The organism is Roseobacter phycocola, from assembly GCF_042055075.2.
Taxonomy (GTDB): domain Bacteria; phylum Pseudomonadota; class Alphaproteobacteria; order Rhodobacterales; family Rhodobacteraceae; genus Roseobacter.
On sequence record NZ_CP194010.1, the window covers coordinates 2,800,116 to 2,824,320 of the forward strand.

Annotated in this window: 27 protein-coding genes; 10 read left to right on the plus strand and 17 right to left on the minus strand. The window is 61.0% G+C overall.

Features of this window, described 5'->3' with window-relative positions; genetic code table 11:
• Position 1: 1 nt before the first annotated feature.
• The 6 genes from AB4K19_RS13765 to AB4K19_RS13790 all read right to left on the minus strand — a co-directional run bounded on the left by AB4K19_RS13765 (position 2) and on the right by AB4K19_RS13790 (position 5,251).
• Positions 2–751 (minus strand): extensin-like domain-containing protein, encoded by a 750-nt coding sequence (locus tag AB4K19_RS13765; protein WP_436398020.1) that lies wholly within the window; start codon positions 749–751, stop codon positions 2–4.
• The gene (locus tag AB4K19_RS13770; RefSeq protein WP_436398022.1) at positions 748–1,668 is read right to left on the minus strand and encodes a prephenate/arogenate dehydrogenase family protein; all 921 of its coding nucleotides are present in this window, start codon (positions 1,666–1,668) and stop codon (positions 748–750) included. Before AB4K19_RS13770 ends, AB4K19_RS13765 begins: the two co-directional genes overlap by 4 nt.
• Entirely contained in the window at positions 1,665–2,750 is a 1,086-nt protein-coding gene (hisC, locus tag AB4K19_RS13775; protein WP_436398024.1) for a histidinol-phosphate transaminase, read from the minus strand. Before hisC ends, AB4K19_RS13770 begins: the two co-directional genes overlap by 4 nt.
• Before the next feature lie 54 nt (positions 2,751–2,804).
• Positions 2,805–3,737: a DMT family transporter gene (locus tag AB4K19_RS13780; protein WP_375228898.1), complete on the minus strand. Its 933-nt coding sequence runs from the start codon at positions 3,735–3,737 to the stop codon at positions 2,805–2,807.
• A gap of 112 nt (positions 3,738–3,849) precedes the next feature.
• Entirely contained in the window at positions 3,850–4,470 is a 621-nt protein-coding gene (rpsD, locus tag AB4K19_RS13785; RefSeq protein ID WP_375228899.1) for a 30S ribosomal protein S4, read from the minus strand.
• Positions 4,471–4,678: 208 nt separating this feature from the next.
• Positions 4,679–5,251: a DNA-3-methyladenine glycosylase I gene (locus tag AB4K19_RS13790; RefSeq protein WP_436398027.1), complete on the minus strand. Its 573-nt coding sequence runs from the start codon at positions 5,249–5,251 to the stop codon at positions 4,679–4,681.
• 133 nt (positions 5,252–5,384) lie between these two features.
• Between AB4K19_RS13790 and AB4K19_RS13795 the strand changes: the two genes are divergently transcribed.
• From AB4K19_RS13795 to AB4K19_RS13810, 4 genes are all read left to right on the plus strand, one after another.
• Positions 5,385–6,227 (plus strand): EAL domain-containing protein, encoded by an 843-nt coding sequence (locus AB4K19_RS13795; RefSeq protein WP_375228900.1) that lies wholly within the window; start codon positions 5,385–5,387, stop codon positions 6,225–6,227.
• A gap of 181 nt (positions 6,228–6,408) precedes the next feature.
• The gene (locus AB4K19_RS13800; RefSeq protein WP_375228901.1) at positions 6,409–7,584 is read left to right on the plus strand and encodes an acetyl-CoA C-acetyltransferase; all 1,176 of its coding nucleotides are present in this window, start codon (positions 6,409–6,411) and stop codon (positions 7,582–7,584) included.
• 88 nt (positions 7,585–7,672) lie between these two features.
• A complete protein-coding gene (phbB, locus tag AB4K19_RS13805) occupies positions 7,673–8,395 on the plus strand; it encodes an acetoacetyl-CoA reductase (RefSeq protein ID WP_375228902.1) in 723 nt (240 codons plus the stop codon).
• Positions 8,396–8,711: 316 nt separating this feature from the next.
• Positions 8,712–9,653, plus strand: coding sequence for a transcriptional regulator GcvA (locus AB4K19_RS13810; RefSeq protein WP_375228903.1), 942 nt, complete (start codon positions 8,712–8,714; stop codon positions 9,651–9,653).
• A gap of 37 nt (positions 9,654–9,690) precedes the next feature.
• Here AB4K19_RS13810 and AB4K19_RS13815 read toward each other — a convergent pair whose 3' ends face one another.
• The 3 genes from AB4K19_RS13815 to AB4K19_RS13825 form a co-directional block, all read right to left on the minus strand.
• On the minus strand, positions 9,691–9,855 hold the full coding sequence (locus AB4K19_RS13815; RefSeq protein WP_375228904.1) for a YdcH family protein: 165 nt from the start codon (positions 9,853–9,855) through the stop codon (positions 9,691–9,693).
• A 106-nt stretch (positions 9,856–9,961) separates the two neighbouring features.
• Positions 9,962–10,702, minus strand: coding sequence for a tRNA1(Val) (adenine(37)-N6)-methyltransferase (locus tag AB4K19_RS13820; RefSeq protein WP_375228905.1), 741 nt, complete (start codon positions 10,700–10,702; stop codon positions 9,962–9,964).
• Positions 10,699–10,914, minus strand: a complete 216-nt coding sequence (locus AB4K19_RS13825) for a putative signal transducing protein (RefSeq protein ID WP_375228906.1) — start codon at positions 10,912–10,914, stop codon at positions 10,699–10,701. Before AB4K19_RS13825 ends, AB4K19_RS13820 begins: the two co-directional genes overlap by 4 nt.
• Positions 10,915–10,969: 55 nt before the next feature.
• On the opposite strand from AB4K19_RS13825, the gene AB4K19_RS13830 reads away from it, so the two are divergent.
• A complete protein-coding gene (locus tag AB4K19_RS13830) occupies positions 10,970–11,971 on the plus strand; it encodes a polyprenyl synthetase family protein (RefSeq protein WP_375228907.1) in 1,002 nt (333 codons plus the stop codon).
• On the opposite strand, the gene AB4K19_RS13835 is transcribed toward AB4K19_RS13830, so the two are convergent.
• The 4 genes from AB4K19_RS13835 to soxR form a co-directional block, all read right to left on the minus strand.
• On the minus strand, positions 11,964–12,824 hold the full coding sequence (locus tag AB4K19_RS13835; protein ID WP_436398031.1) for a 4-(cytidine 5'-diphospho)-2-C-methyl-D-erythritol kinase: 861 nt from the start codon (positions 12,822–12,824) through the stop codon (positions 11,964–11,966). The two genes, AB4K19_RS13830 and AB4K19_RS13835, sit on opposite strands and share 8 nt — an antisense overlap.
• On the minus strand, positions 12,821–14,530 hold the full coding sequence (locus tag AB4K19_RS13840; protein WP_436398034.1) for a tetratricopeptide repeat protein: 1,710 nt from the start codon (positions 14,528–14,530) through the stop codon (positions 12,821–12,823). The genes AB4K19_RS13835 and AB4K19_RS13840 overlap by 4 nt, the downstream gene beginning before the upstream one ends.
• Before the next feature lie 102 nt (positions 14,531–14,632).
• A complete protein-coding gene (locus AB4K19_RS13845) occupies positions 14,633–16,282 on the minus strand; it encodes an electron transfer flavoprotein-ubiquinone oxidoreductase (protein ID WP_375228910.1) in 1,650 nt (549 codons plus the stop codon).
• A 166-nt stretch (positions 16,283–16,448) separates the two neighbouring features.
• A complete protein-coding gene (soxR, locus tag AB4K19_RS13850; protein ID WP_436398037.1) occupies positions 16,449–16,901 on the minus strand; it encodes a redox-sensitive transcriptional activator SoxR in 453 nt (150 codons plus the stop codon).
• A 76-nt stretch (positions 16,902–16,977) separates the two neighbouring features.
• Between soxR and AB4K19_RS13855 the strand changes: the two genes are divergently transcribed.
• The 3 genes from AB4K19_RS13855 to AB4K19_RS13865 all read left to right on the plus strand — a co-directional run bounded on the left by AB4K19_RS13855 (position 16,978) and on the right by AB4K19_RS13865 (position 19,047).
• Positions 16,978–17,358: a VOC family protein gene (locus AB4K19_RS13855; protein ID WP_375228911.1), complete on the plus strand. Its 381-nt coding sequence runs from the start codon at positions 16,978–16,980 to the stop codon at positions 17,356–17,358.
• A 154-nt stretch (positions 17,359–17,512) separates the two neighbouring features.
• Complete coding sequence (greA, locus tag AB4K19_RS13860; protein ID WP_375228912.1) at positions 17,513–17,983, plus strand: transcription elongation factor GreA; 471 nt, start codon at positions 17,513–17,515, stop codon at positions 17,981–17,983.
• 14 nt (positions 17,984–17,997) lie between these two features.
• On the plus strand, positions 17,998–19,047 hold the full coding sequence (locus tag AB4K19_RS13865; protein WP_436398041.1) for a hypothetical protein: 1,050 nt from the start codon (positions 17,998–18,000) through the stop codon (positions 19,045–19,047).
• A 4-nt stretch (positions 19,048–19,051) separates the two neighbouring features.
• Here the strand turns inward: AB4K19_RS13865 and AB4K19_RS13870 are convergent, their stop codons facing one another.
• Genes AB4K19_RS13870 through AB4K19_RS13885 form a run of 4 tightly spaced genes read right to left on the minus strand, consistent with a single transcriptional unit; the run spans position 19,052 to position 23,101 of the window.
• The gene (locus tag AB4K19_RS13870) at positions 19,052–21,100 is read right to left on the minus strand and encodes a molybdenum cofactor synthesis domain-containing protein (RefSeq protein WP_375230897.1); all 2,049 of its coding nucleotides are present in this window, start codon (positions 21,098–21,100) and stop codon (positions 19,052–19,054) included.
• 20 nt (positions 21,101–21,120) lie between these two features.
• Positions 21,121–21,612 carry a molybdopterin-guanine dinucleotide biosynthesis protein B gene (gene mobB, locus AB4K19_RS13875; RefSeq protein WP_375228913.1) on the minus strand — a complete coding sequence of 164 codons (492 nt, stop codon included), beginning with the start codon at positions 21,610–21,612 and terminating at the stop codon, positions 21,121–21,123.
• Positions 21,609–22,217 carry a molybdenum cofactor guanylyltransferase MobA gene (gene mobA, locus AB4K19_RS13880; protein WP_375228914.1) on the minus strand — a complete coding sequence of 203 codons (609 nt, stop codon included), beginning with the start codon at positions 22,215–22,217 and terminating at the stop codon, positions 21,609–21,611. The genes mobB and mobA overlap by 4 nt, the downstream gene beginning before the upstream one ends.
• Positions 22,214–23,101 carry a formate dehydrogenase accessory sulfurtransferase FdhD gene (locus AB4K19_RS13885; protein ID WP_375228915.1) on the minus strand — a complete coding sequence of 296 codons (888 nt, stop codon included), beginning with the start codon at positions 23,099–23,101 and terminating at the stop codon, positions 22,214–22,216. Before AB4K19_RS13885 ends, mobA begins: the two co-directional genes overlap by 4 nt.
• Before the next feature lie 49 nt (positions 23,102–23,150).
• Between AB4K19_RS13885 and AB4K19_RS13890 the strand changes: the two genes are divergently transcribed.
• Complete coding sequence (locus tag AB4K19_RS13890) at positions 23,151–23,882, plus strand: AzlC family ABC transporter permease (RefSeq protein WP_375228916.1); 732 nt, start codon at positions 23,151–23,153, stop codon at positions 23,880–23,882.
• A complete protein-coding gene (locus AB4K19_RS13895; RefSeq protein WP_375228917.1) occupies positions 23,879–24,205 on the plus strand; it encodes an AzlD domain-containing protein in 327 nt (108 codons plus the stop codon). The genes AB4K19_RS13890 and AB4K19_RS13895 overlap by 4 nt, the downstream gene beginning before the upstream one ends.

Here is a 24,205-nt window from a genome sequence, read left to right on the forward strand (position 1 = left end):
GTCAGCGGCAGTAAGCACCGTTGAAATGCCGTGCTGTATCAAAATGAAAATGGTCCTGGTGAAAACGATCCGACCCGGGGCCCAGCACGGTACCAAAGATGCCACAGGCGTCGCGATGCATGCTCTTGAGCGGCAGAAACCCGCGTTTGGAATTCCAGTCGCGCAGAACCGTAAGCTCCGTATCATCCCTCAGACGAAATCCGGAAATATCGATGGCCTTGCCCTTGCCGTGCTCGGAAATACGGGCACCGGACCGGTTATTGCGTGTCCGGCAGGCATAGTGCCCGATGACGCGCATGGCCTTCAGCCCGCCCCCCGTATCACGCAGGCGCGGCACCGCAGATTCCTGCACCCAGTGGTTCAGTGTCAGAGCCGTCCGGCAGTCCATAACGGCGGCCGGGCTCAGCGATATTCCGGACACAGCCCGGACGCGTACGGCCTCCGGGATTCCGCACCCACGCGTGGGTGAACTTACCCGGCCAATGCTCACGCCCTGCACATCAGGGTTACCGCAAATGGCCCCCCGTTCGCGCAGCAATGCGGCCTCACGGCCCCGGCGCAAAACTGACTGCGGGCGTTCAACCGGACGCAGAACACTCGACACTGCGCCGGACCGCGCCACAGGCGCCTGCGGTGCGGCCGTCTGCTCAGGACGCAGCTGGGGGCGCAGGGAGGTGTCCGGCCCGGCAGCCACGGCGGCCTGCGCCATGGCGATACCGCAGCACAACAGCAACAGACGCAGGTGCTTCACGGCTTTTTCGCGCCCCGGCCGAAATCCGGCGCATCCGTATCCTGGCCAGCCTCGATGATGCCGCGGCGGATGGCCCGGGTGCGCGTGAAATATTCGTGCAGATGGTCTCCGTCACCTGTGCGGATCGCTCGTTGCAGGGCAAAAAGTTCCTCGGTAAAGCGGCCCAGGATTTCCAGGGTTGCATCCCGGTTGGACAGGAACACATCGCGCCACATGGTCGGGTCGCTGGCCGCAATCCGCGTAAAGTCCCGGAATCCGGCGGCAGAATATTTGATCACCTCACTGTCGGTGACGCGCCGCAGATCATCGGCCACACCAACCATCGTGTAGGCGATCAGGTGAGGTGCATGGCTGGTCACCGCAAGAACCAGATCATGATGGTCCGCTTCCATCTCCTCGACGTTGCTGCCCAGGCCTTCCCAGTAGTGGCGCAGGCGGTCAACAGCGTCGCGATCGGTCCCCTCTGGCGGGACCAGCAGGCACCAGCGCCCGTCGAACAGTTCGGCGAAACCGGATTCCGGCCCCGAATGTTCCGTACCCGCGAGGGGGTGGCCCGGCACAAAACGCACGCCCGGTGGCAGGTGCGGCTCCACTGCGTTGATCACCTCACGCTTGACCGAGCCCACATCCGTGACCGTGGCACCGGGCTTCAGCGCACCGGCGATTTCCGCGGCAACCTCCCCCATAACGCCAACGGGCACCGCAAGGATGACCAGATCCGCGTCAGCGACGGCTTCGGCCATGGTATCACAGACACGGTCACACAGCCCGATCCGGCGCGCGATGTCGCGGGTGGCACTGCTGCGGGCATACCCGGTGACCTCCCCCGCGAGGCCCGCGCGTTTCGTGGCCCAGAACATCGAGGAGGCGATCAGGCCCAGGCCAATCAGAGCCACACGGTTGTAAATGACGCTCATACCGCCCCCCGGAATGCGGCCAGTGCCGCGAGCACACGCGTGACATCCTCTGCGCTGCCCACGGTGATGCGCAGCGCTTCCGGAAACCCGTAGCCTTTGACGAGGCGTACGAGGATCCCGCTGGATTTCAGATGCGCATCCGCTGCGAGCGCTTCATCTTCATCCGCGAACCGGGCCAGCACAAAATTTGCGGCACTGTCATCGCAGGCAATGCCCAGCTGGCGCAGACCGCCGGTGAGCCGCACCCGCTGTTCGGCATTGTCCTCGATACACTGCTCGGCAAAGGCGCGGTCCCGCATCGCGGCCTCTGCCCCTGCAATGGCCACGGTCGAGAGGTTGAAGGGCCCGCGTACCCGGTTCAGCACGTCGATCACACTCTGCGCAGCATAGGCCCAGCCCACACGCAGACCGCCCAAACCATAGAGTTTGGAGAAAGTCCGCGTCATAACCACGTTCGGGTGACGATCCACGAGGGCCGCGCCGCCGTCATAGCCGTGCGCGAATTCCGCATAGGCACCGTCCAGCACCAGCAGACATTCAGACGGCACCGCTGCGGCGAGCCGGGCAAGGTCGTCACTTTCCAGCGCGGTGCCCGTGGGATTGGCCGGGTTGGCGATATAGATCAGGCGCGTCCGGTCCGTGATGCGAGCGATGAGCGCGTCTACGTCCACACGCCGGTCTTTTTCCGGTGCGGTCACGGGCGTGGCACCGGCAGACAGCGCGAAAATCCGGTACATGGAGAACCCATGTTCGGGATAAAGAACCTCGTCACCGGGCCCGGCGAAGGCCATCGCCAGGAGGGTCAGCAGCTCGTCTGAGCCAACACCGCAGATGATACGTTCAGCGGCCAGTTTGTGCACCCCGGCGATGGCCGCGCGCAGGTCCGCATGATCGGTGGAGGGATAACGATGCATGCCCAGAGCCGCCGCACTGACTGCCGCACTGGCCAGCGGACTGCAGCCGAACGGGTTTTCGTTCGAGCTCAGCTTGAGCGGATTTTCCTGGCCCTCGATTTTTGAGGCTCCGCCCTGATAAAGGGCGATATCCATAATGCCGGGTTGCGGTGGTGGCATGGTGGTCATTTCGTCATCTCCTGTCGCGCGGACACTACCGGGCTGCGCTGAGGAGCGCCACCGTCAACTCTGCGTAAAACCGCGGTCTTTTGCGCCATGTGGGCCGTTGGTGCCGGCGCGCCTTACGGGCCAGACCTCCAGCACACCGGCAACGAGCACGAGCGCCCCACCGGCCAGTTCCGCCGGACTGAGGTATTCACCGGCAAACCACGCCGCCGATGCGGCACCTACCAGCACTTCGGACATCAGCAGGATGCCCATCCGTGCAGGTTCAAGCCGCACCGTCGCCCACATCAGCGCGGCCATGAAGATACCCCACCAGACCGCGCCGGTCCCAAGCGCCAGCGCAGCAATGCCTGCCAGCGCCCCGGTCAGTTCCGCACCCGGCCAGGGCGCCAGCACGAAGGCGAGCGTGAGCGAGGCGGCACAGGCCCCGAATGCAAAGACGAAGACCGCTTCCGGTGGCGCGGGGGCCGGCGTGACCCGCATGCCCGTTGTCGCAACAGACCACATCAGACCGGAAATCAGTGCCAGCCATTCTCCAACGGATCGCGGCCAGGGCAGCTGGCCATCCGCGCCGAGCATGATGCCAAGACCAATCAGTCCCAGCGCAATGGCGAAGAGCCGCAGGACCGGCGTGTGCCAGCCCATCACAAAACGTGCAATCAGCGTGCTCCAGACCGGTGTCAGGAAAAACAGGAGAATAATGATCGCAACGCGTCCGTAGACGAACCCTATGGAATAGAGCGCGAATGCGGCCCCGCCCAGCATGATCCAGCAAAGACCTGCCCTGGATGCATGTCGCAATCTGAACCCGCGCAGAAAAACAACGGGCGTTGTGACAAGGAGTGCTGCCAGCGTGATCGCAACAGTGCCCCAGGCGCCGGACAGACCATGCTCTTCCAGCGCCCGGACCGGCAGCCAGTAGAACCCCCACAGGACACCTGAGGCCACGACCGTCAGGCTGGCAATATTTGTGATGCGGTTGTCCGTCATATGGATTGCTTAGCGAAAACGGGGGCGGCCGCAAAGGCGGGCCTGCCCCACCCACGAAAAAACCGCGCAGCAGGCTGCGCGGTTCTGAAATTCTGGCGGTCTGCGAAGAAAATCAGTTCTTCGCGTAGAATTCGACCACGAGGTTCGGTTCCATCATGACCGGGTACGGCACATCGCCCAGTGTCGGCGTCCGCACGAACCGCGCGGACATTTTGGAGTGGTCCGCTTCGATATAGTCAGGCACATCACGCTCAGGCAGCTGTGTCGCCTCGATCAGCGCGGCCATCTGTTTGGAACGGTCACGTACTTCGATCACGTCGCCTTCTTTCACGCGGTAGGACGGGATGTTCACGATCTGGCCGTTCACACGCACGTGCTTGTGGTTCACGAACTGACGGGCGGCAAAAACGGTCGGCACGAATTTGGCGCGGTAAACAACGGCGTCGAGGCGGCGCTCCAGCAGACCGATCAGGTTTTCACCTGTGTCGCCTTTTACACGCTCAGCTTCGGCATAGATGCGGCGGAACTGCTTTTCCGTCAGGTCGCCATAGTAGCCTTTGAGCTTCTGCTTGGCGCGCAGCTGGATGCCGAAATCAGACAGCTTTCCTTTGCGGCGCTGACCGTGCTGGCCGGGGCCATATTCGCGGCGATTTACGGGGGATTTGGGGCGACCCCAGATGTTTTCGCCCATGCGGCGATCTATTTTGTACTTGGCAGACGTGCGTTTGGTCACGGCTGATCTCCTCTTTCAGGTTTTAAGAGGGCGTTGTCCTCTGCCCGGATTTGGCCGGGCTGACAGGGAACCCCTTGCGGGGGCCACCAACACCAATGAAGCCGCGCTTATATCCGCGCAGGTTTGCTTGTCAATGCCGGAAGCGCGATCAGGAGCGGCCGGTCATCCCGATCCCTGTCAGTACGGTAACACCGGATTTGACCTGCTCTTATCTTTGCGCGAGCCGGGCGCATTTTTCATGGGCGTGACAGCTGACCAGATGGTCATTGACCATGCCCACCGCCTGCATGAAGGCATATACAATGGTCGGGCCACAGAACCGGAAACCTTCTTTCTTCAGATCTTTGGAGATCTGTTCCGACAACGGCGTAAAGGCAGGGACTTCTTCAGAAGTCTTCCATCTGTTCTGCAGGGGGGCGCCGTCGACATAATTCCACAGGAACCGGTCAAAACCCTCGCGCGCTTCGATCGTCTGCCAGACCTTCGCGTTCGAGATCGTTGCCTCGATTTTACCGCGATGCCGGATGATTCCCGGATTACCCAGCAGTTTCTCCACCTCTGCAGGTCCCCATGCAGCGATAATGTTCGGGTCAAACCCGGCAAAGGCTTCCCGGAAGTTCTCACGCTTTTTCAGAATGGTGATCCAGCTGAGCCCGGCCTGAAACCCATCCAGGATCAGTTTTTCCCACAGCGCCCGGCTGTCATATTCGGGCACACCCCAGTCAGTATCATGGTACTCAAGATAGATCTGTTCGGGTCCGGCCCAGCCGCAGCGCTCCATGAAATATCCCCTTCGGTATCTGTTCCGTGCATTTGAACAGAACACAGATAAAAATAGAACAAAATGAGAAAATTTACGGGGAATTAAGGTGTGTGGTGCAAATCTGACGCTGCAATAGTCAGGGAGACGACAGATGCACCGCGAAGAAAAAACAGCCGTTGCTGACCTGCCACCGGGCGAGGATAATCCGCTCAACTTCGCGGTCTCAAGACGCGATCGTCACGCGCTGGACATGGTTGCCCAGGCGATCCGTCACAAGCAGGTTCTGCTGGCCTATCAGCCAATCATGCAATCGCGGGACCAGAGCAAAGTGGCGCTCTATGAAGGGCTGATCCGTGTGCTGGACGAAACCGGCCGCGTCATCCCTGCGGGTGAGTTCATGGGCGCGATTGAGAATACCGAGCTTGGGCGCCAGCTTGATACGCTGGCACTGGGCCTGGGGCTGCGCGCCCTGCACGAGAACCCGTCTCTGCGGCTGTCCATAAACATGTCAGCCAAATCCATCGGGTACCGTGCGTGGAACCGTACGCTGGACCGGTGGCTGTCGCGGAACGAACTTATTGCGGAACGTCTCGTTCTGGAAATCACCGAATCCTCCACGATCATGGTGCCGGAACTGGTCGTTGATTTCATGGACCGTCTCCAGCTCCGAGGCATCAGCTTTGCGATGGACGATTTCGGTGCCGGCTACACCGCCTTGCGGTATTTCAAGGACTTCTGTTTCGACATCGTTAAGATCGATGGCCAGTTCGTTCAGGGCATCGCGCAGGATCCGGACAATCAGGTAATGACCGCAGCGCTGGTATCGATTGCCCGGCACTTCGATATGCTGACGGTTGCCGAGTTCGTGGAGAATCAGGAGGACGCTGACATGCTCGTCAGCCTGGGCGTTGATTGCCTCCAAGGGTACCATTTCGGTGCCGCCACAACACGCCCGCACTGGCTCGAAGACCGCGCAATGAAGAAGGCTGTGTGACCGCCTGAAAAGCCATGCGCCTGGCGCAAACCGGCTGACCAGGCGGTGCGACCGGACGTCATGTTGTCCGCTTATTTGTCATTCTGTATGCACCCCCGTATGGAAGTGGAGGGTCGACGGCTGCTTGCGCAGGCTTGTCTGACAGGGCCCGACAGGACAATAGGCAAAGGACCAGAACACAATGACGAACGTCGTAATCGCATCGGCTGCCAGGACTGCCGTGGGCAGCTTTGGCGGGTCTTTCGCAAATACACCCGCCCACGATCTCGGCGCTGCAATGCTGCAGGAGATCGTCGCGCGCGCCGGTGTTGACGCATCAGAAGTTTCCGAAACCATTCTCGGCCAGGTACTGACGGCCGCGCAGGGCCAGAACCCGGCCCGTCAGGCGCACATCAATGCCGGTCTGCCCCAGGCAAGCTCGGCCTGGACGATCAACCAGGTCTGTGGATCCGGCCTGCGCTCTGTCGCACTGGCTGCACAGCATATCCAGCTTGGGGACGCAGACATTGTGGCTGCCGGTGGGCAGGAAAACATGACGCTCTCGCCGCATGCCGCTCCTTTGCGCGCCGGCCACAAGATGGGCGACATGACCTACATCGATACAATGATCCGTGACGGTCTCTGGGATGCCTTTAACGGCTATCACATGGGCCAGACCGCAGAAAACGTTGCCGAAAAGTGGCAGATCAGCCGTGATCAGCAGGACGAATTCGCCGTCGCTTCGCAAAACAAAGCCGAAGCAGCCCAGAAAGCCGGCAAATTCGATGATGAGGTTTTTACCTACACGGTGAAAACCCGCAAAGGCGATATTGAGGTCAACAAGGATGAATATATCCGCCATGGCGCCACAATCGAGGCCATGCAGAAACTGCGCCCTGCGTTCACCCGCGACGGCTCGGTCACTGCGGCCAACGCCTCCGGGCTGAACGATGGTGCGGCTGGTGCTCTGCTGATGTCCGCAGATGAAGCTGAGAAGCGCGGGATCGAGCCGCTGGCACGCATTGCAAGCTATGCGACCGTTGGCCTTGACCCGTCCATCATGGGCGCGGGGCCCATCTATGCGAGCCGCAAGGCGCTGGAAAAAGCAGGCTGGAAGGCCGAGGATCTGGATCTGGTAGAAGCCAACGAGGCCTTCGCCGCACAGGCTTGTGCCGTCAACAAGGACATGGGCTGGGATCCGGCTGTTGTGAACGTCAACGGCGGTGCGATTGCGATCGGCCACCCGATTGGCGCGTCCGGTGCACGCATCCTGAACACTCTGCTGTTCGAAATGAAACGCCGCGACGCCAAAAAAGGCCTCGCAACGCTCTGCATCGGCGGCGGCATGGGTGTCGCCATGTGCCTCGAGCGTCCCTGAACCAACCGGGGCGGCGCCTGACGACATCAGCCCGCCCCATCAGACCTGCCCGCCGGGCAGCTGACAACGAACACAGGAGAATACAACAATGTCGCGAGTCGCACTTGTCACCGGAGGCAGCCGGGGTATCGGCGCCGCCATTTCCAGAGCACTGAAAGACGCAGGCTACAGCGTTGCTGCAACCTATGCCGGCAACGACGAAGCCGCCGCGAAATTCACGGATGAAACCGGCATCAAAACCTACAAGTGGAACGTGGCTGACTACGATTCCAGCAAAGCAGGTATTGAAAGCGTCGAAGCCGATCTGGGGCCCATCGATGTGGTTGTCGCCAACGCGGGCATCACCCGCGACGCACCGTTCCACAAAATGACACCTGATCAATGGAAAGACGTCATCGATACGAACCTGACCGGCGTCTTCAACACTATCCACCCGGTCTGGCCAGGCATGCGCGAACGTAAATTCGGCCGCATCATCGTGATCAGCTCGATCAACGGTCAGAAGGGTCAGTTCGCTCAGGTGAACTATGCTGCGACCAAAGCCGGCGATCTGGGTATTGTAAAATCTCTCGCACAGGAAGGCGCGCGCGCAGGTATCACGGCCAACGCCATCTGCCCGGGCTACATCGCGACGGACATGGTTATGGCCGTCCCGGAGAAGGTCCGCGAATCGATCATCGCGCAGATCCCGGCCGGGCGCCTGGGTGAGCCGGAAGAGATTGCACGCTGTGTGGCCTTCCTTGCCTCTGACGACGCGGGCTTCATCAATGGCTCAACCATTTCTGCGAACGGCGCTCAGTTCTTCGTCTGACGCCAGTTCTGCAAAGCAATAAGGGCCGGGTCTCGTTTGAGGCCCGGCCCTTTGTTCATCCCGTAAGAACGCTGCAGCCGATCAGCGGGAAGAAGAGTCAAACAGCCAGCGCCACGCATCGCGCATTGCCTGCGCGCGTTCTTCGTGGGCACGTTGCATTGCCGAGCGGGCCTGCTGATTTGCGGTTGCTTCAAACATTTTTGAATTCCTTTTCCGGTTGAGACCAGTGTTTCTAAACTGAACCCTATATGGCATCCGCTAACAAAACCGACAAACGAGACTTTTCAACGTATCACACAAGATATATTTAACTGATATGAGTAACAGACTGCCCCCACTGACAGCTATGCGTGCATTTGATGCCGCTGCCCGACATATGTCTTTTGCCAAAGCGGCAGAGGAGCTTTCGGTGACGCCGGCTGCGCTGAGCTTCCAGATAAAGTCTCTTGAAGAGCACCTGGGAGCGCCCGTGTTCCGCCGCCTGAACCGGGCGGTTGAGCTGACGGAAGCGGGAGCAGCTCTGGCACCTGCCGTGGCAGATGGCTTCGCATCACTGGCCGCCGGATGGCGTTCTGCCCAGCGCCTGCAGGACGAACAGACCCTGACGGTAACGGCCGGGCCGGCCTTCACAGCAAAATGGCTGGCGCCACGCCTTTATGAATTCGCTCAGGCGCATCCGGAAATTGAACTGCGGTTCTCTGCATCTCTGAAAAAGGTGGACCTGACACGGGACGCCGTCGACGTCGCGATCCGCTTCGGCGCCGAGGATGACCCGGATGTTTTCTCGCTGCCACTGGCTGAGGAATGGGTTGCGCCGGTTATGACTCCGAACCTTGCGGAAAAGTACCCTACTGCCGAAAGCCTCACCGAAGCGCCCCTGATTTTTGACGATTCAATAAGCTTTCTCAGGGATCCGCCCTGTGACTGGTCGGCCTGGTTTCACGCTATGGACATTGATTTCGCACCGGTGCACGGGCCCAGGTTCAGTCAGGCAGACCACGCCGTCGACGCGGCCCTCGCCGGTGTCGGGGTCGTGCTGGGCCGGCGGGCACTGGTGGTCAAGGACATTGATGAGGGGCGGCTCGTGTCACCTTATGGCACGGCCATATCAACGGGGGCGAGGTTCAGGTTTCTTTGCCCGGAGGGCACCGAAAACAGGCCACAGGTAAAAGCGTTCCGTGACTGGATGCTCGCCGAGATTGACAAGACAACATACATCACCGACGCCATGAAGATTCTGGATACGGCTGGTCAGTAGCGGGCGCGGCACTGGTGCGCTGGCGCCCGCACTGCGTCTAGTTGGTCAGACGGCTGATTTCTTCTTTTAGTTTGAGTTTCTGTTTTTTGAGGTCTGCAACTTCAAGGGCGTCGATGCCCGGTGCGCGCTGGGCCTGCTCTACGGCCTCACTGAGAGTTTCATGTTTCTTTTTCAGCTGATCAACATGTGCTGCTACGCTCATTCAGTCCTCCATTTGCTACGCTGTAAATTGGACCACACCCTGTGGCACAAGTCACGCCGCACCCGCAGCATGGGCACAAAAGCCGTTAAAAATGTCTTAATTTCGGTCAGAACGGCAAAGAAGCGCCGTCTCTGAGCACTGCACGTATAAGTTGAACATAACTGTCCCCGTCTTTTTCGTGCCTTGGTCCTTCATGGAGAATCAGTGGTGCGTACAGCCGGAATGCACCCCGTCCCGATTTGCGCGCCCGGACGATGACGCGGTCTGGCGCACGGTCCGCGCGCGCGCTCAGTGGCAAAACCTCGACGCTGCCCATGTCATGCTCCAGCGCCCCGAGTATGTCTGGCAGTCGCTCACACCGATGAATGAAATGAGCCATGCCGCCGGGCGCCAGCCTTTTGCCTGCGACCTTGATCCAGGCTTCAAGTGGTGTTTCCTCGCCCCGCGCTTTCTGTCTTCCATGATCCGCCGATGCCCTGTGCGCCCCGCGGGCGTAGTAGGGCGGGTTGGCAATTACGTGGTGGAACTGCCGTTGCCTCACTTCAGGGGGAAGGTCCGTTATATCGGCACAGAAAACGTCCATCGTGTCGCCTGCGTTACGGCGTGCAAGCCCGGCATACTCCTCCTGCACTTCGACCCCGGTCAGCGACAGACCGGGCACGCGCGCGCCAAGGCACAATGCCGCGGCTCCCACGCCACAGCCGAGTTCAAGCACTGTTTCGCCGGCCCGTGCCGGCACACTGGCAGCCAGCAGCACCGGATCTAAGCCCGCGCGGTATCCTCTCGCTGGTTGCCACAGGTGGAGCCTGCCCCCCAGAAATGCATCATGTGTGAGTTCGCCGGTCACAGCCCGAGCGGGATTTCATTGTCCCGCATCACCCGTATCGCGGCATCGTGATCATCTGTGCGCACCATGAGCCTGCGGGGGAAAATTCCTATGCCTCCCTCGAGCACGCTCATGTTTACGTCCATTTCAAAGCAAGCTATATCCTCACCCTGAAGAAGGGCCGTGGCAAAGGCGATGATCGTCGGGTCAGTGCTGCGCAAAAGTTCCTTCATATCAGGGATGTAAGGACAGTTTCGGCCAGTGTCGAGGCTCGCCGCCGGGGAAGTGATGCAAAAGACCGAAAATTCGCAGAAACCGCATGACAGACTGGCCGCGTGGCTGGCGGCGGATATGGAACGGGTCAATATCCTGATCCGCACCCGGATGGCCTCCGAGCATGCGCCGCGCATTCCCGAGGTTACCGCGCATCTGGTCGATGCAGGCGGCAAACGCCTGCGTCCGATGCTGACGCTGGCTGCAGCACATCTGTGCGGGTACGAAGGTCCGTTTCACATCAACCTCGCCGCCACTGTCGAGTTCATCCACACCGCCACGCTGCTGCATGATGATGTCGTGGACGAAAGCGGGCAACGGCGCGGACGACCCACGGCGAACCTGTTGTGGGACAACAAATCGTCGGTCCTGGTGGGAGACTACCTGTTCTCGCGCAGTTTCCAGTTGATGGTCGAAACCGGATCACTGCGGGTGCTGGACATTCTGTCGAATGCGTCTGCGACGATTGCCGAAGGCGAAGTGTTGCAGCTGACCGCAAGTCAGGATCTGGCAACCACCGAAGAGATCTATCTGCAGGTTGTACGGGGCAAAACGGCGGCGTTATTTTCAGCAGCGACCGAAGTTGGCGGCGTGATCGCTGATGCGCCCGAGGCCCATGTGCGCGCACTCTACAGCTATGGCGACGCCCTCGGCATCGCCTTTCAGATTGTTGATGATCTGCTGGACTTTCAGGGCGATACCGGTGCGACGGGCAAAAATGTCGGAGACGACTTCCGCGAACGCAAACTGACGCTGCCACTGATCAAGGCAGTGGCGCATGCTGACGCAGAAGAGCGATCGTTTTGGTTGCGAACGATCGAAAAAGGACGCCAGGAAGACGGGGATCTCGAAACCGCGCTGTCGCTGTTGCACAAACACGGTTGTCTTGAAGATACGGCGCAAGAAGCCCGCATGTGGGCCAACAAGGCACGCGTGGCACTCGAACCGCTGCCCGATCACGATATCCGCACGATGCTGTCTGATCTGGCCGACTACGTGGTCGAACGGATCAGCTGAATTCAGGCTCATTGAGCGGTGTGGCCGCTGCCGCCCACCATCCTGGACGGGCCTCGCGCAGCTGGCGAAGTGCGGCATCCCGCGCGCCAGCCGTGTTCATGATGGCGAAACAGGTCGCGCCACTGCCGGACATGCGCGCCAGAAGACAACCGTCCATGCCCCTCAGGTTGTCCAGCACCTCCCGTATTTCCGGCGCCTGATCGATGGCTGGGGCCTCCAGATCATTCCGCTGCTGTGCCATCCACGCCGCCTGATCTGCCAAAGAGGCCCGTTTGGGGTACGTATCGGGCATAGGCGCGTTGTTCTTTGATGCGAGGCCTTTGAAAACAGCGGGTGTAGGGACGGAAATGCCCGGGTTTACCAGCAGTATCGGCCATGCCGGTGCGGGACCGGCGGACGTTATGTCGCCGCCGATACCGCCCATTCTGGTAAGACCGGCATGTAAACACACAGGGACGTCGGCCCCTAAGGACAACAGCGCTTCGCGGTCCGGCAAAGGCATACCGGACAATTGCGCTAGACCTCTCAGACAGGCCGCGGCATCCGATGAGCCGCCTCCGATCCCGGCTGCGGCAGGCAGGTGTTTTTCCAGTCTGATATCGGCGGTAACCGGCATCAGTTCCGCCGCACGCAGAACCAGGTTGGAGGCGTCCGACGGCACGCCCCGGGCCATTGGTCCTGACACAGACAGGGTCGTTTCCTGGGCTTCAGACAACTCCAGCCAGTCACCGGTGCTGACCAGAACGACCATCGAATCCAACAGGTGATACCCGTCACTCTGCTGGCGGGTCACATGCAGTGTCAGATTTATCTTTGCCGGGGCAAAGACGCGCACTGCGGCGTCCGTGCTCATCCGTCGTTGGCAACTTTCAGCGGTTGCGCGCCCTCTTCCTCAAGCACCTGATCCAGGCCGACTTCCAGCTTGCGCCGGATGCGGTCAGGATCCGCATCATCCGAGACGTTTTCGAGATCAACAAACGACAGCGCGCGCGCCCACTGGAACTCTGCTTCGCGGTAGCGTCCGACTGCCCAGTACACATCGCCCAGATGATCATTCACAACCGGATCCACGGGCATCAGCTCAACCGCGCGCTCCATGTGCGGAACGGCTTCCTCAAAGCGGCGCAGGCGGTAGAGCGCCCAGCCGAGAGAATCGATGATGTAACCACTGTCCGGGCTTGCCTCGACTGCACGCTCAATCATCCCAAGGGCTTCATCCAGTTTGATCTGTTTTTCGACCAGCGAGTAGCCAAGGTAGTTTAACACCTGTGGCTGGCCTGGATTGATCTCCAGTGCCGCCCGGAAATCTGCCTCGGCCAACTCCCAGTTCCCCAGCCGCTCGTTGGAAATCGCCCGCGCATAAAGAAGGAACCAGCTGGAGGCACCTGTCTCCTCTGCAAGAACCAGTGCTTCGTTGTAGGCCCCGACGGCCTCAGCAAAACGGTCCTGCTGTCGGTAGGCGTCACCGAGGGCAGACTGCACCGTGGCCAGAGTGCCATGACTGCGCGCAAGCTGTTCAAGCACCTCAACGGAGGCTTCCGGCCGGTCAGACCGCCGCAGCGCTGCTGCGCGCCCGAGTTCAGCCGCGTGATAGGCCGGATCGTCGGACGGAACCTCGCGGTAAACCTCAATTGCCGAACCGAACTGACCAAGTGTTTCAAAGAGCTGAGCGGTCGCCAGAAGAGCATCCACATGATCCGGGCGCAGCACCCGCGCCGCCTGGGCATAAAGAATCGTAAACTCAGCACCCGCTTCGCCGCGCAGGGCGTCGGCAACCGTATAGAAAACTTCGGCAAAACCATCCTGCACCGACGTCACGTGGCTGAAAGGCAGAACCGTTTCGTTGCGCAGGTTTTCAATGACGACATCAATTTCCGGGTCAGTTGCCCCTGCGAACATGGTCTGCAACAGCTCCAACGCTTCGTCGAAACGGCCCAGCTGGGACAGCACCTCAACCCGGGCCATGACGCCCCGGCGGGTCTGTTGCGCCGCGCGCGCACTGTCAGAGCCATAGATCGCCTCTGCACCCTCGAAATCACCAACGGATGCCAGCGCGTTGGCCTCGTGATACAGCGCAAAACCTTCAAGGCCCGGCTGGTTCCGCACTTCTTCGAAGGCTTCCAGTGCTTTGCTGACCTCGCCCTGTCCCATAAAGCTCCACGCCCGCAGCAGCCCGTCAACCAGCGGGCCGATGCCGCGCCCTTCTTCAACCGGCGCGGTCATGGTGCCGTAAGCACCTTTACGGATCATGTCGATTTTGATGACCAGTTCGGCCACCTGGTTGCTTTCGCCAGCGGCCTGCAGGGCCTGTGCGATGGGCAGGGCGCGGTCCACTTCGCCCAGCGCCATCTGCGCAACAACGGCGCTCGCCATCAATTGCGTGTTGCGCGGATCACGCGCCAGAGCACGGGTGTAGTATGCGGCCGCCTGCTCGAAATCGCTGTCCATCGCAGCAGACCGCCCGGCCAGGTAAGGACCGGCGATTGACTGCGCGGCAACCGGTGCGACAACTGCGAGGCTGAGGGCCAGAGCGGCCAATGGGCGGAACAGAAGACGCATGCGTGCGAACCTTTTTGTTTTTGACTGCCCCGTCAGGCTAGCAGGTTGGCGTTCAGGCGCAATGCCACAGCCGCAAGGGGCGCCCGAAAGCGCCCCGTCTGCTCACATGTTGGGATAGTTCGGACCATCACCACCCTGGGGCGTGGTCCATGTGATGTTCTGCGACGGGTCTTTGATGTCACAGGTTTTGCAGTGCACGCAGTTCTGGAAGTTGATCACAAAGCGCGTGTCCTTGCCCTCTTCCTCAACAAATTCGTACACCCCGGCCGGACAATAACGCGCCGACGGCCCTGCATATTTGGGCAGGTTCGTTGACACAGGGATGTCCGCATTCTTCAGCTGCAGGTGCGCAGGCTGGCTTTCTTCGTGGTTGGTAAACGAGAACGCAACATTGGTCAGCCGGTCGAAAGACAGTTTACCGTCCGGTTTCGGGTAGTCGATCGGCTTGTGCGCGGCGGCGTCTTCGGTCGCTTCGGCATCGGATTTGCCGTGGCCCACGGTGCCAAAGAGCGAAAAGCCCGCCGTGTTCGTCCACATATCGAGCCCACCCAGCATCAGGCTGGCTGTCAGGCCATATTTCGACCACAGCGGTTTGACGTTACGCACTTTTTTCAGGTCATTGCCGATTGCACCATTGCGCACTTCGGTCTCATAGTCGGAAAGCTCATCGCTGGCACGGCCACCGGCCATGGCCGCAATCGCCGCCTCTGCCGCAGCCTTGCCCGACAGCATGGCGTTGTGGTTGCCCTTAATGCGCGGCACGTTGACCATGCCCACCGAGCAGCCCAACAAAGCAACACCGGGCGCCACCATTTTCGGCATGGACTGATACCCGCCTTCACTGATCGCCCGCGCACCGTACGCCACGCGTTTGCCGCCTTCGAGCAGGTCGGCCACCATCGGGTGATGCTTGAAACGCTGGAATTCCATGTATGGGAAGAGATGCGGGTTTTTGTAGTTCAGGTGAACGACGAAGCCCACATAAACCTGATTGTTCTCAAGGTGGTAGATGAACGAACCACCGCCTGCGTTGCTGTTCAGCGGCCAGCCCATCGTATGGGTGACGGTGCCTTCTTTGTGTTTGGCGGGGTCGATCTCCCAGATCTCTTTCATCCCGATACCAAACTTCTGCGGCTCGTGCCCGTCAGAAAGGCCGTACTTTTCGATCACCTCCTTAGAGAGGCTGCCGCGCACACCTTCGCTGAGGAACACGTATTTGCCGTGCAGTTCCATGCCGGGCTCATAGCTGTCGCCGTGCGTGCCGTCAGGGTTCTTGCCGAACTCACCGGCAACAACGCCTTTGACCTCGCCATTGTCGCCATAAACCAGCTCCGAGCAGGACATGCCCGGAAAGATCTCAACGCCCATTTCCTCGGCCTGTTCGGCCATCCAGCGGCAGACATTGCCCATCGACACGATGTAGTTGCCGTGGTTGTTCATCAGCGGCGGCATCGGGAAATTCGGTATGCGCAGTTTGCCAGCCTCACCGAGCATGTAGAAGTTGTCTTCGCGCACGGGCACGTTCAGCGGCGCGCCTTTCTCTTTCCAGTCCGGGATCAGCGCGTCGAGACCGACGGGGTCCAGCACAGCGCCCGACAGGATATGTGCGCCGACTTCCGAGCCCTTTTCCAGCACGACGACGTTGCAGTCTGCGTCCAGCTGCTTCAGCCGGATGGCTGCCGACAGACCCGCAGGCCCGGCACCCACGATAACGACGTCATATTCCATTGCTTCACGTTGGGTGTCGCTCATCGGTCAGCTCCCTGTTCCTTAAGTGTCCGGTGTGGCTGCACCGGCGCAACAATCGTTCGCGACTGGCTAAACCACGCGCCTGCTCAATGCAATCACAACCGGGCGTCACAATCAGGCGAAAACCACAATTCTGCGTCATTTCGCGACAGGTTTGTTTACGATATGCTCAACCGGGCGTGTCACCCATCAGATACCGCGGCCCCTGCCCCCGTTCTGCGGCCCGATCCACCGGATTGTAAAGCGCACAGGCCGGCAGACTCAGACAACCACAACCGATGCAGCCATCCAGGTTGTCGCGCAGCTTTTCCAGAGCGCTGATCTTGTCATCAAGACGCGCCCGGAACGATGCGCTGATCCGTGTCCAGTCGGACTTGGTTGGTGTGCGCCCCCCCGGCAGCCTGTCGAGTTCAGCGCGGATTTCCGGCAGGGTGAACCCGAACTGCTGGGCGATCATCACAAAGCTGAGCCGGCGCAGGTCGGACCGCTGGAACCGCCTTTGCCCGCCCGGGTTGCGCCAGGGACGGATCAGACCCTGGGTTTCATAGTAGCGGATGGCGGATACAGCCAGCCCGGTTCTTTCTGCGAGGGCGCCAATACTCAGACCATCACTTACTGCCATAACTTTTCCCTTGACCTAAAGTTAGGTTGAGAAATTACGCTAGGTGGTGACAGATGCAAACTGAAAGGAAAAAATCATGTCGACCGAGCTCGAACACGCCAATGTCACCGTGTCAGACGCCGATAAAACAGCCGCCTGGATGACCCGTCTTTTCGGGTGGAAAATCCGCTGGGATGGCCCCGCCATCGACGGTGGGCGCTCGATCCATGTGGGCACTGACACCTCGTATCTTGCCCTGTATCAGCCGGCACGCCAGACCGGTGCAGGCCCATCCAGCTATGAAACCACAGGCGGCCTCAACCACCTTGCCGTGACTGTGACTGACATCGACGCCATGGAAGACGCGGTCCGGGACGCAGGTTTTCAGCCCAAAAGCCACGCAGATTATGAACCGGGCCGGCGGTTCTATTTCAATGACAGTGACGGGATCGAATTCGAGATCGTGCAGTACGACTGACACCACCGGGCCGGCAGTGTTCTGCCGCCTGTCCGGCCCGCTGCAGGGACGAGTCCTCTTGCAATTTATCCCGCCCTCGGGTCAGGTAATGAGAATCTTTAAACGCGGCCCCCGGCGACGACCGGCGGGCCGCAGTATCTTGTGGAACGCGCAGATGGACAAAATACCAATGACCCGCCAGGGCCACGCGGATCTTGAAGCCGAGCTCAAAGAGCTGAAATCGGTCGAGCGTCCGGCAATCATCAAGGCGATTGCAGAGGCCCGTGAACACGGCGATCTGTCCGAAAATGCCGAATACCATTCCGCGAGGGAAAAGCAGTCCTTCATCGAAGGCCGCATCAAGGAGCTCGAAGGGGTTCTGGGGCTGGCGGAGGTCATCGACCCCGCAAAACTGTCCGGCAGCATCAAATTTGGTGCGACTGTCACACTGGTGGATGAAGACACTGATGAGGAAAAGACCTGGCAGATAGTTGGTGAGCACGAAGCCAGCATCGAAAAAGGTTTGCTCAACATCAAATCACCCATCGCCCGCGCCCTGATCGGCAAGGATGAGGGCGACAGCGTCGAGGTCCGCACCCCCGGCGGCGAGAAATCCTACGAGGTTCTCAAAATCGTTTACGCCTGACAGGAAAAGCCGCGATGTCGGATGCTCCAGACACCGAAGATGACGCCCCGGCTCACAGCCGGCCTACCCCGCTCGGCATTTACGACCGTCCCGGGACCGAAGGGCTCACCAGCATTGAGGTGATTGCGCTTGCGCTGTCGGGCGTCTGGCTGCTCGCAGCGGCGCTTTTTTTCCTGTTTGCACCATCTGATCCCGCCTCCGCCGGCGCGACTGGCGGTGGCCTGCGTTTTGTGATGGTGATGCTGGCCATTTTCATGCCCGTCGGCATGATCTGGGTGGCAGCGACCGCCGCGCGTTCCAGCCGGGTGATGCGGGAGGAGAGCCAGCGCCTGCAGACTGCGATTGACGCGATCCGCCAGGCCTATATCACCCAGAACCAGGCCGGTGCCACAGGCGCTGAACCGGCGTCCGTTGCGCGCCGCCTCGACGAGATCGCCGCCGCCACACGCAATACCGAAACAGTGCTTGCGACCTTCACCTCGCGCCGGGATTCCGAGCGTGGGGCTCCGGTACCGGCACAGCCACAGACGATGGCAACACCGGACGATCAGCCCGCGCTTGCCCTCGGCACAGCGGCTGCGGAAATCGCACCGCCTCTGGCCAAGGCCGATTTTATCCGCGCGCTGAACTTCCCCGAGACGGCTGAGGACGAGGCGGGTTTCGCCGCCCTGCGCCGTGCGTTGCGCGACAGGCCGTCATCGCAGCTGATCCAGGCCGCACAGGACGTGCTGACCCTGCTCAGTCAGGACGGCATTTACATGGACGATCTGCGTCCCGACCGCGCCCGGCCGGAAATCTGGCGCCAGTTCGGCCATGGTCTGCGTGGCAGGCCGATTGCCGCACTGGGTGGGATCCGCGACCGGTCTTCGCTCGCGCTGACCGCAGGGCGGATGAAGCAGGACCCGATTTTCCGCGATGCGGCACATCACTTTCTGCGGCTGTTCGACAAAACCTTTGCCGTGTTCGAACGGGATGCCTCGGACGCGGAAATCTCAGCACTCGCTGAGACCCGCACCGCACGCGCCTTTATGCTGCTGGGACGCGTCGCCGGAACGTTCGACTGACGCGTCAGAGACCGAAGCTGCCGTAGGGGATAAAGCGTACCATCGTACCGGGTGTGATCTCCGCCGCTTCCATCGGCAGCTCCACGAGGCCCTCGGCCCAGGACAGACCGCTGATACGGCCGGACCCTTCTGACGGAAAAACTTCCGCAGCACCGTCCCGCACGCGCGCCCGCAAAAACTCAGTGCGGCCAGCTTTTTTGTTTTTGGAGAACGCCGCCGGCACATCAAATCCCTGCGGCTCCGGCCAGGTTTCCCCGGCAAGTACCGCCATCGACGGGCGTGCAAAGACAAGGGCACAGACCAGTGCGGCCACTGGATTTCCTGGCAGGCCAAAAACAGGTTTCCCCTGCCAGAGGCCAAGTGCGAGCGGCCGGCCCGGTTTCACCGCAATGCGCCAGAGCGTCATCGTGCCCGTTTCGTCCAGCAGCGCGGACACATGGTCTTCATCACCGGCGGAGGCGCCGCCACTGGTCAGGATAACATCCGCATCCTGTGCTGCCGCGTCGAGGCGCGCCCGCAGCGCATCCCGGTCATCCGGCACACGGCCCATATCAACAGGCGCATGCCCCAGCCGCCGGGCCAGATCCAGCAACATGGGCCGGTTCGCATCAAAAATCTGACCGTCGCGCGCGGTCTCACCGGGCTCCACCAGTTCCTCGCCCGTGGAAACAACGGCAACTCTCAACGGGGCACGGACACTCACCGCACGGACCCCTGTCGCGGCAAGAAGTGCTGCCTCCGGAGCGCCGATCCGCCTGCCTGCTGCGACCACCACCTCTCCGGCTTCGACGTCTTCACCCGCTTTCCGGGTGTTCGCGCCCTGCCGGACTGGTCCGCGAAAGGAGATGGCACCGTCAGCCACCGCCACATCTTCCTGCAACACAACGGTGTCGACACCTTCCGGCAAAGCAGCACCCGTGAGGACCCGCATTGCTTCGCCCTTCTTCAGAATGCCCGGAGCATCGCCCGCAGCGGCGCGTGCTGGGGCAAGCGGCATCCGGTGCACGCCTTCGGGTTTGCCACCGGCAAAACCGTACCCATCGACTGCGGTATTTGGCAGCGGCGGGTTGCTGCGTTCAGCCAGTACCGCTGCTGCGGTCACGTGGCCTGTTGCCTGTGCAACCGCTACGTCCCGAACCTGCGTCACAGGCGCCAGGTTACGGCGCAGATGGTCCAGAGCGTCCTGCACAGGGGTCCAGTGCACACCGGGCGGCAGGGCAAAACAGCTGTTGGTCAGCAACGGGGGCAAAGCTGCCGCCTCGCGGAGCTCATCTTCGAAGCCAAGACCCAGAATCCACCCCTCTTCAGGGGCATCCACATCCAGCATCGCCGCAAGGCGACCGGGTGGGACGAGCGAAAACATCCGCGCCGTCTCGCGCACCTGCCAGGCGTCTTTGATCATTCCGTCGGGTGCCGCACCCAGGGTCAGGGACGGCCAGATTTCAACAAAAGCGATACCGGCGTCCAGCACCTGAAACGGCCACACAGCGGCCCCGAACTTCCGGCGCAGGCGTTCGAGGACCGGCAACCCCATCAGCACCTGACTGCCCACAGCCCCCGCACCTGCCAGTTGCCAGCACGTGAAAGCCCCCGTAGCCTCAGTTTCTGCGCTGCGCCTGTCGGGAAAGGGATTGGCATAGTTCTTCAGGTTACGCGGCAACCCTTCGATGTCGCGTTTGAGCGCATTCGCCCAGAACGGCCCGGTGCCGCCAAGGGTACGATTCATCTCAGCGGCAAGGTCGAAACGGTTGTTGGCATCAGGTGCATCTTCTATCCGGTCCTCCAGCCAGGCCCAAAGTTCCAGCGGATCGTCTGATCCCGTTATCGACCGGCAAAAGCCCTGCGGATAACCGAACGGAAAATCAAATCCGGCGAAGACGCTGCGCCCGGCGGCACGTTCGGCGGTCAGGAAGTCTGTCAGCCATTCTTCAGCAACGGTGCGGTTGCGCAGGTACACGGGTTCCTCACTGCGGCCACCGCGCGCCACACAGGCCCAGATCGCATCCGCACAGGGGCGCGGACCCCGGTCGTTGCCGCCCGACCAGTCCACCATCACAAAGGTGTCGAACGTGGTCACAGACCAACCTCGGCAAGGATGAAATCTGCGACGGCGCTCGTATCATCCAAATCGAATACGGGTCTGTCGGTCTGCAGCGGTGTATCGCTGGCAATCGCCCGGACGGTCGGGTCGGTTTCCGCGATCAGTGGATTTCCCGGCTCCTGGCGAAACGCTTCGATTTTCGGATGAGCATCCCTTTTGTACCCCTCGATTAGGACCAGATCGACGGGCGCCAGTTTCGCCAACAGCTCGTCCAGCGTTAGCTCATCCTCGTCCCGCAGCTCGTGCATCAGCGCAAAGCGCTTGCGCGAGGCAAGCAGGACTTCGGTGGCACCGGCCTGCCGGTGGCGGTAGCTGTCCTTGCCCTTGTGGTCCACATCAAAAACGTGGTGGGCATGCTTGACGGTGGACACGGAAACCCCCCTGCCTGTGATCTCCGTCACCAGCCGTTCCATCAGGCCCGTCTTGCCTGCATTTTTCCAGCCGACCACACCATAGATTTTCATAGCATTGCTCCGGCCTGCGCCAGATCATCGGGCGTATTGACGTTGAAAAACGGGTCTGTCCCGGCGACCGGAAACTCGGCAAGGCGGCCACCATGCCTGTCCGTCCAAAGCACTACTTTACGCAGACCGTCATTGAGTGCTGCGCGCAGATCATCACGGAGTGCCACGGGCCAGAGGCCAAAGGTCGGGTGCCGCACGGTTTTCCGCACCGGGTCCGGCGTCGCCGCCAGAGCCAGCGGATGCGCCATACCATCCGCCGCCAGCAACAGCCGCGGAACCAGATCCGCCGGGAAAAACGGCGTATCCGCTGCCGCTGTGACAATTGTGTCGGCACCCTTTTCCGCGGCCCAGTCGAGCCCCGCCAGGACACCGGCCAGCGGACCCGCAAAACCTGTGACACTGTCCTCGATCACGGGCAAACCAAACCCATCAAACCGGGCGGGATCACCGTTTGCATTCAGGGCCAGACCCGCCACCTGCGGCTCAAGCCGGTCGATCACCCGCGCCAGCAGCGTTTGCCCACCGAGCGTCAGCAGCCCCTTGTCGCCACCGCCCATACGCGTGGCCTGCCCACCGGCCAGAATGACCCCCAGCGGCTGCTTCACGCGGCACCTTTTCGGCCGGCACGGCGCGGTTCCTGTGGGACATCCGACGGGTCCGCATCCCGCTCCAGTCGCTCTTCACCGGACAGGCAGACGAACCGGCTTCCTTTCATCCGGCCAATCAGGGTCAGTCCGGTTTCCCGTGCGATTTCAACGCCCCAGGCTGTAAATCCCGACCGTGACGCAAGAACAGGAATACCCATCATCGCCGTTTTTATCACCATTTCCGAGGTGAGCCGCCCGGTTGTGTAAAGGATTTTGTCATCCGCCGGGATACCTTCGGACAGCATCCAGCCCGCAATCTTGTCGACCGCATTATGTCTGCCCACGTCCTCCATATAGACCAGCGGCCGGTCCTGCTGGCACAGGACAGTACCATGAATGGCTCCGGCCTCCAGATAGAGCGAAGGCGTACGATTGATCCGCGCGGACAGCGCATAGAGCCAGGATGTCCGGACCGGGGTCTGTGGCAGCGTGACACCCTCCAGACCTTCCATCATATCGCCGAAAACGGTGCCAACCGCACATCCGCTGGTTCGGGTTTTCTTGCGCATCTTCTCTTCGTAGTCGGTCTTGCGGGCGGTGCGCACAATGACGGTTTCGAGCTCCTCGTCATAATCCACACCCGTAATCTCATCGGCATCGCTCAGCATGCCCTGATTGCGCAGAAACCCAAGCGCCAGATAATCAGGGTAATCGCCGATGGTCATCGCCGTAACAATTTCCTGTGCGTTCAGAAAAATGGTCAGCGGGCGTTCCTCGACCACGCTGGCCGTAATTTCCGCGCCGTTCTGATCCGTGCCTGTGACCGCCCGGGTCAGCCTGGCGGCTCCGGGATCCGGGGCGATTACATAGTCGCTGCTGTCTTCGATGCGGGCCAATTGCATCCCCCCTGCGTCTGTGCCAGGTCTCGCGCATCACTTTATAAAGCATCTCATGTCCGCCACCACATCGAAAACACCAGGCACCTCCGGCTATTTCTGGAAGGGCATCCGCGACGGCGTCCCGTTTATCCTGGTTGTCGGCCCTTTTGCCGTGCTTTTCGGCGTTCTGGCCTCCGAAGCAGGCCTGAACGTGCTCGAGATCCTCGCGTTTTCCGTCGTAGTTATCGCCGGAGCCGCACAGTTCACGGCGCTGCAGCTGATGACGGAAAATGCGCCAACAGTAATCGTCCTGGCCTCGGCACTGGCGGTCAATCTGCGCATGGCGATGTATTCGGCGTCGCTGACACCATGGATTGGGGCGGCCCCGCTCTGGCAGCGTGCCCTGGTGGCCTATTTCACGCTGGACCAGTCGTACGCCTGCTCGATTGCCCGCTACGAGGATGAACCTGAGATGAGCGTCTCGGAGCGGGTCGCCTATTTCGCCGGTGCGGTTCTGCCCGTGGTGCCCACCTGGTATGGCTGCACTGTTGCGGGCGCGCTGCTGGGCACCCGCATTCCGGAAACGCTGGCGCTGGATTTTGCGCTGCCGATCACATTTCTGGCGCTCGTAGCGCCCATGCTGCGCACACCGGCGCATATGGTGGCAGCTTTTGTTTCAATCGTGGTCAGCCTGCTCGCCGCAGGCATTCCATGGTCTCTTGGGCTTATCATCGCCGGTATATGCGGGATGATGGCCGGCGCGCGCGCCGAGCTTTGGCTTGAAGCCAGAAAGCTGCCCACATGATTGAAAAAGACACACTCTGGATTGTGATCGCGGGCCTCGGGATTGGCAGCTATCTGCTGCGGTTCACTTTTATCGGTCTGGTAGGCGACCGGCCGATGCCCCCGTGGCTGTTGCGGCACCTGCGGTATACGGCCGTCGCCGTTCTGCCTGCACTTGTGGCGCCTCAGGTCATCTGGCCGGCGGCGACAGGTGGTGAGCCCGACACGGCCCGCATGGCAGCAGCCCTTGTGACGCTGGGCGTCGGCTACTGGTCCAAAAGTGTTTTCGCGGGCCTGTTCGCCGGTGCTGCGACGCTGTTTGTCCTGCTGTCCCTGCTGGGCTGA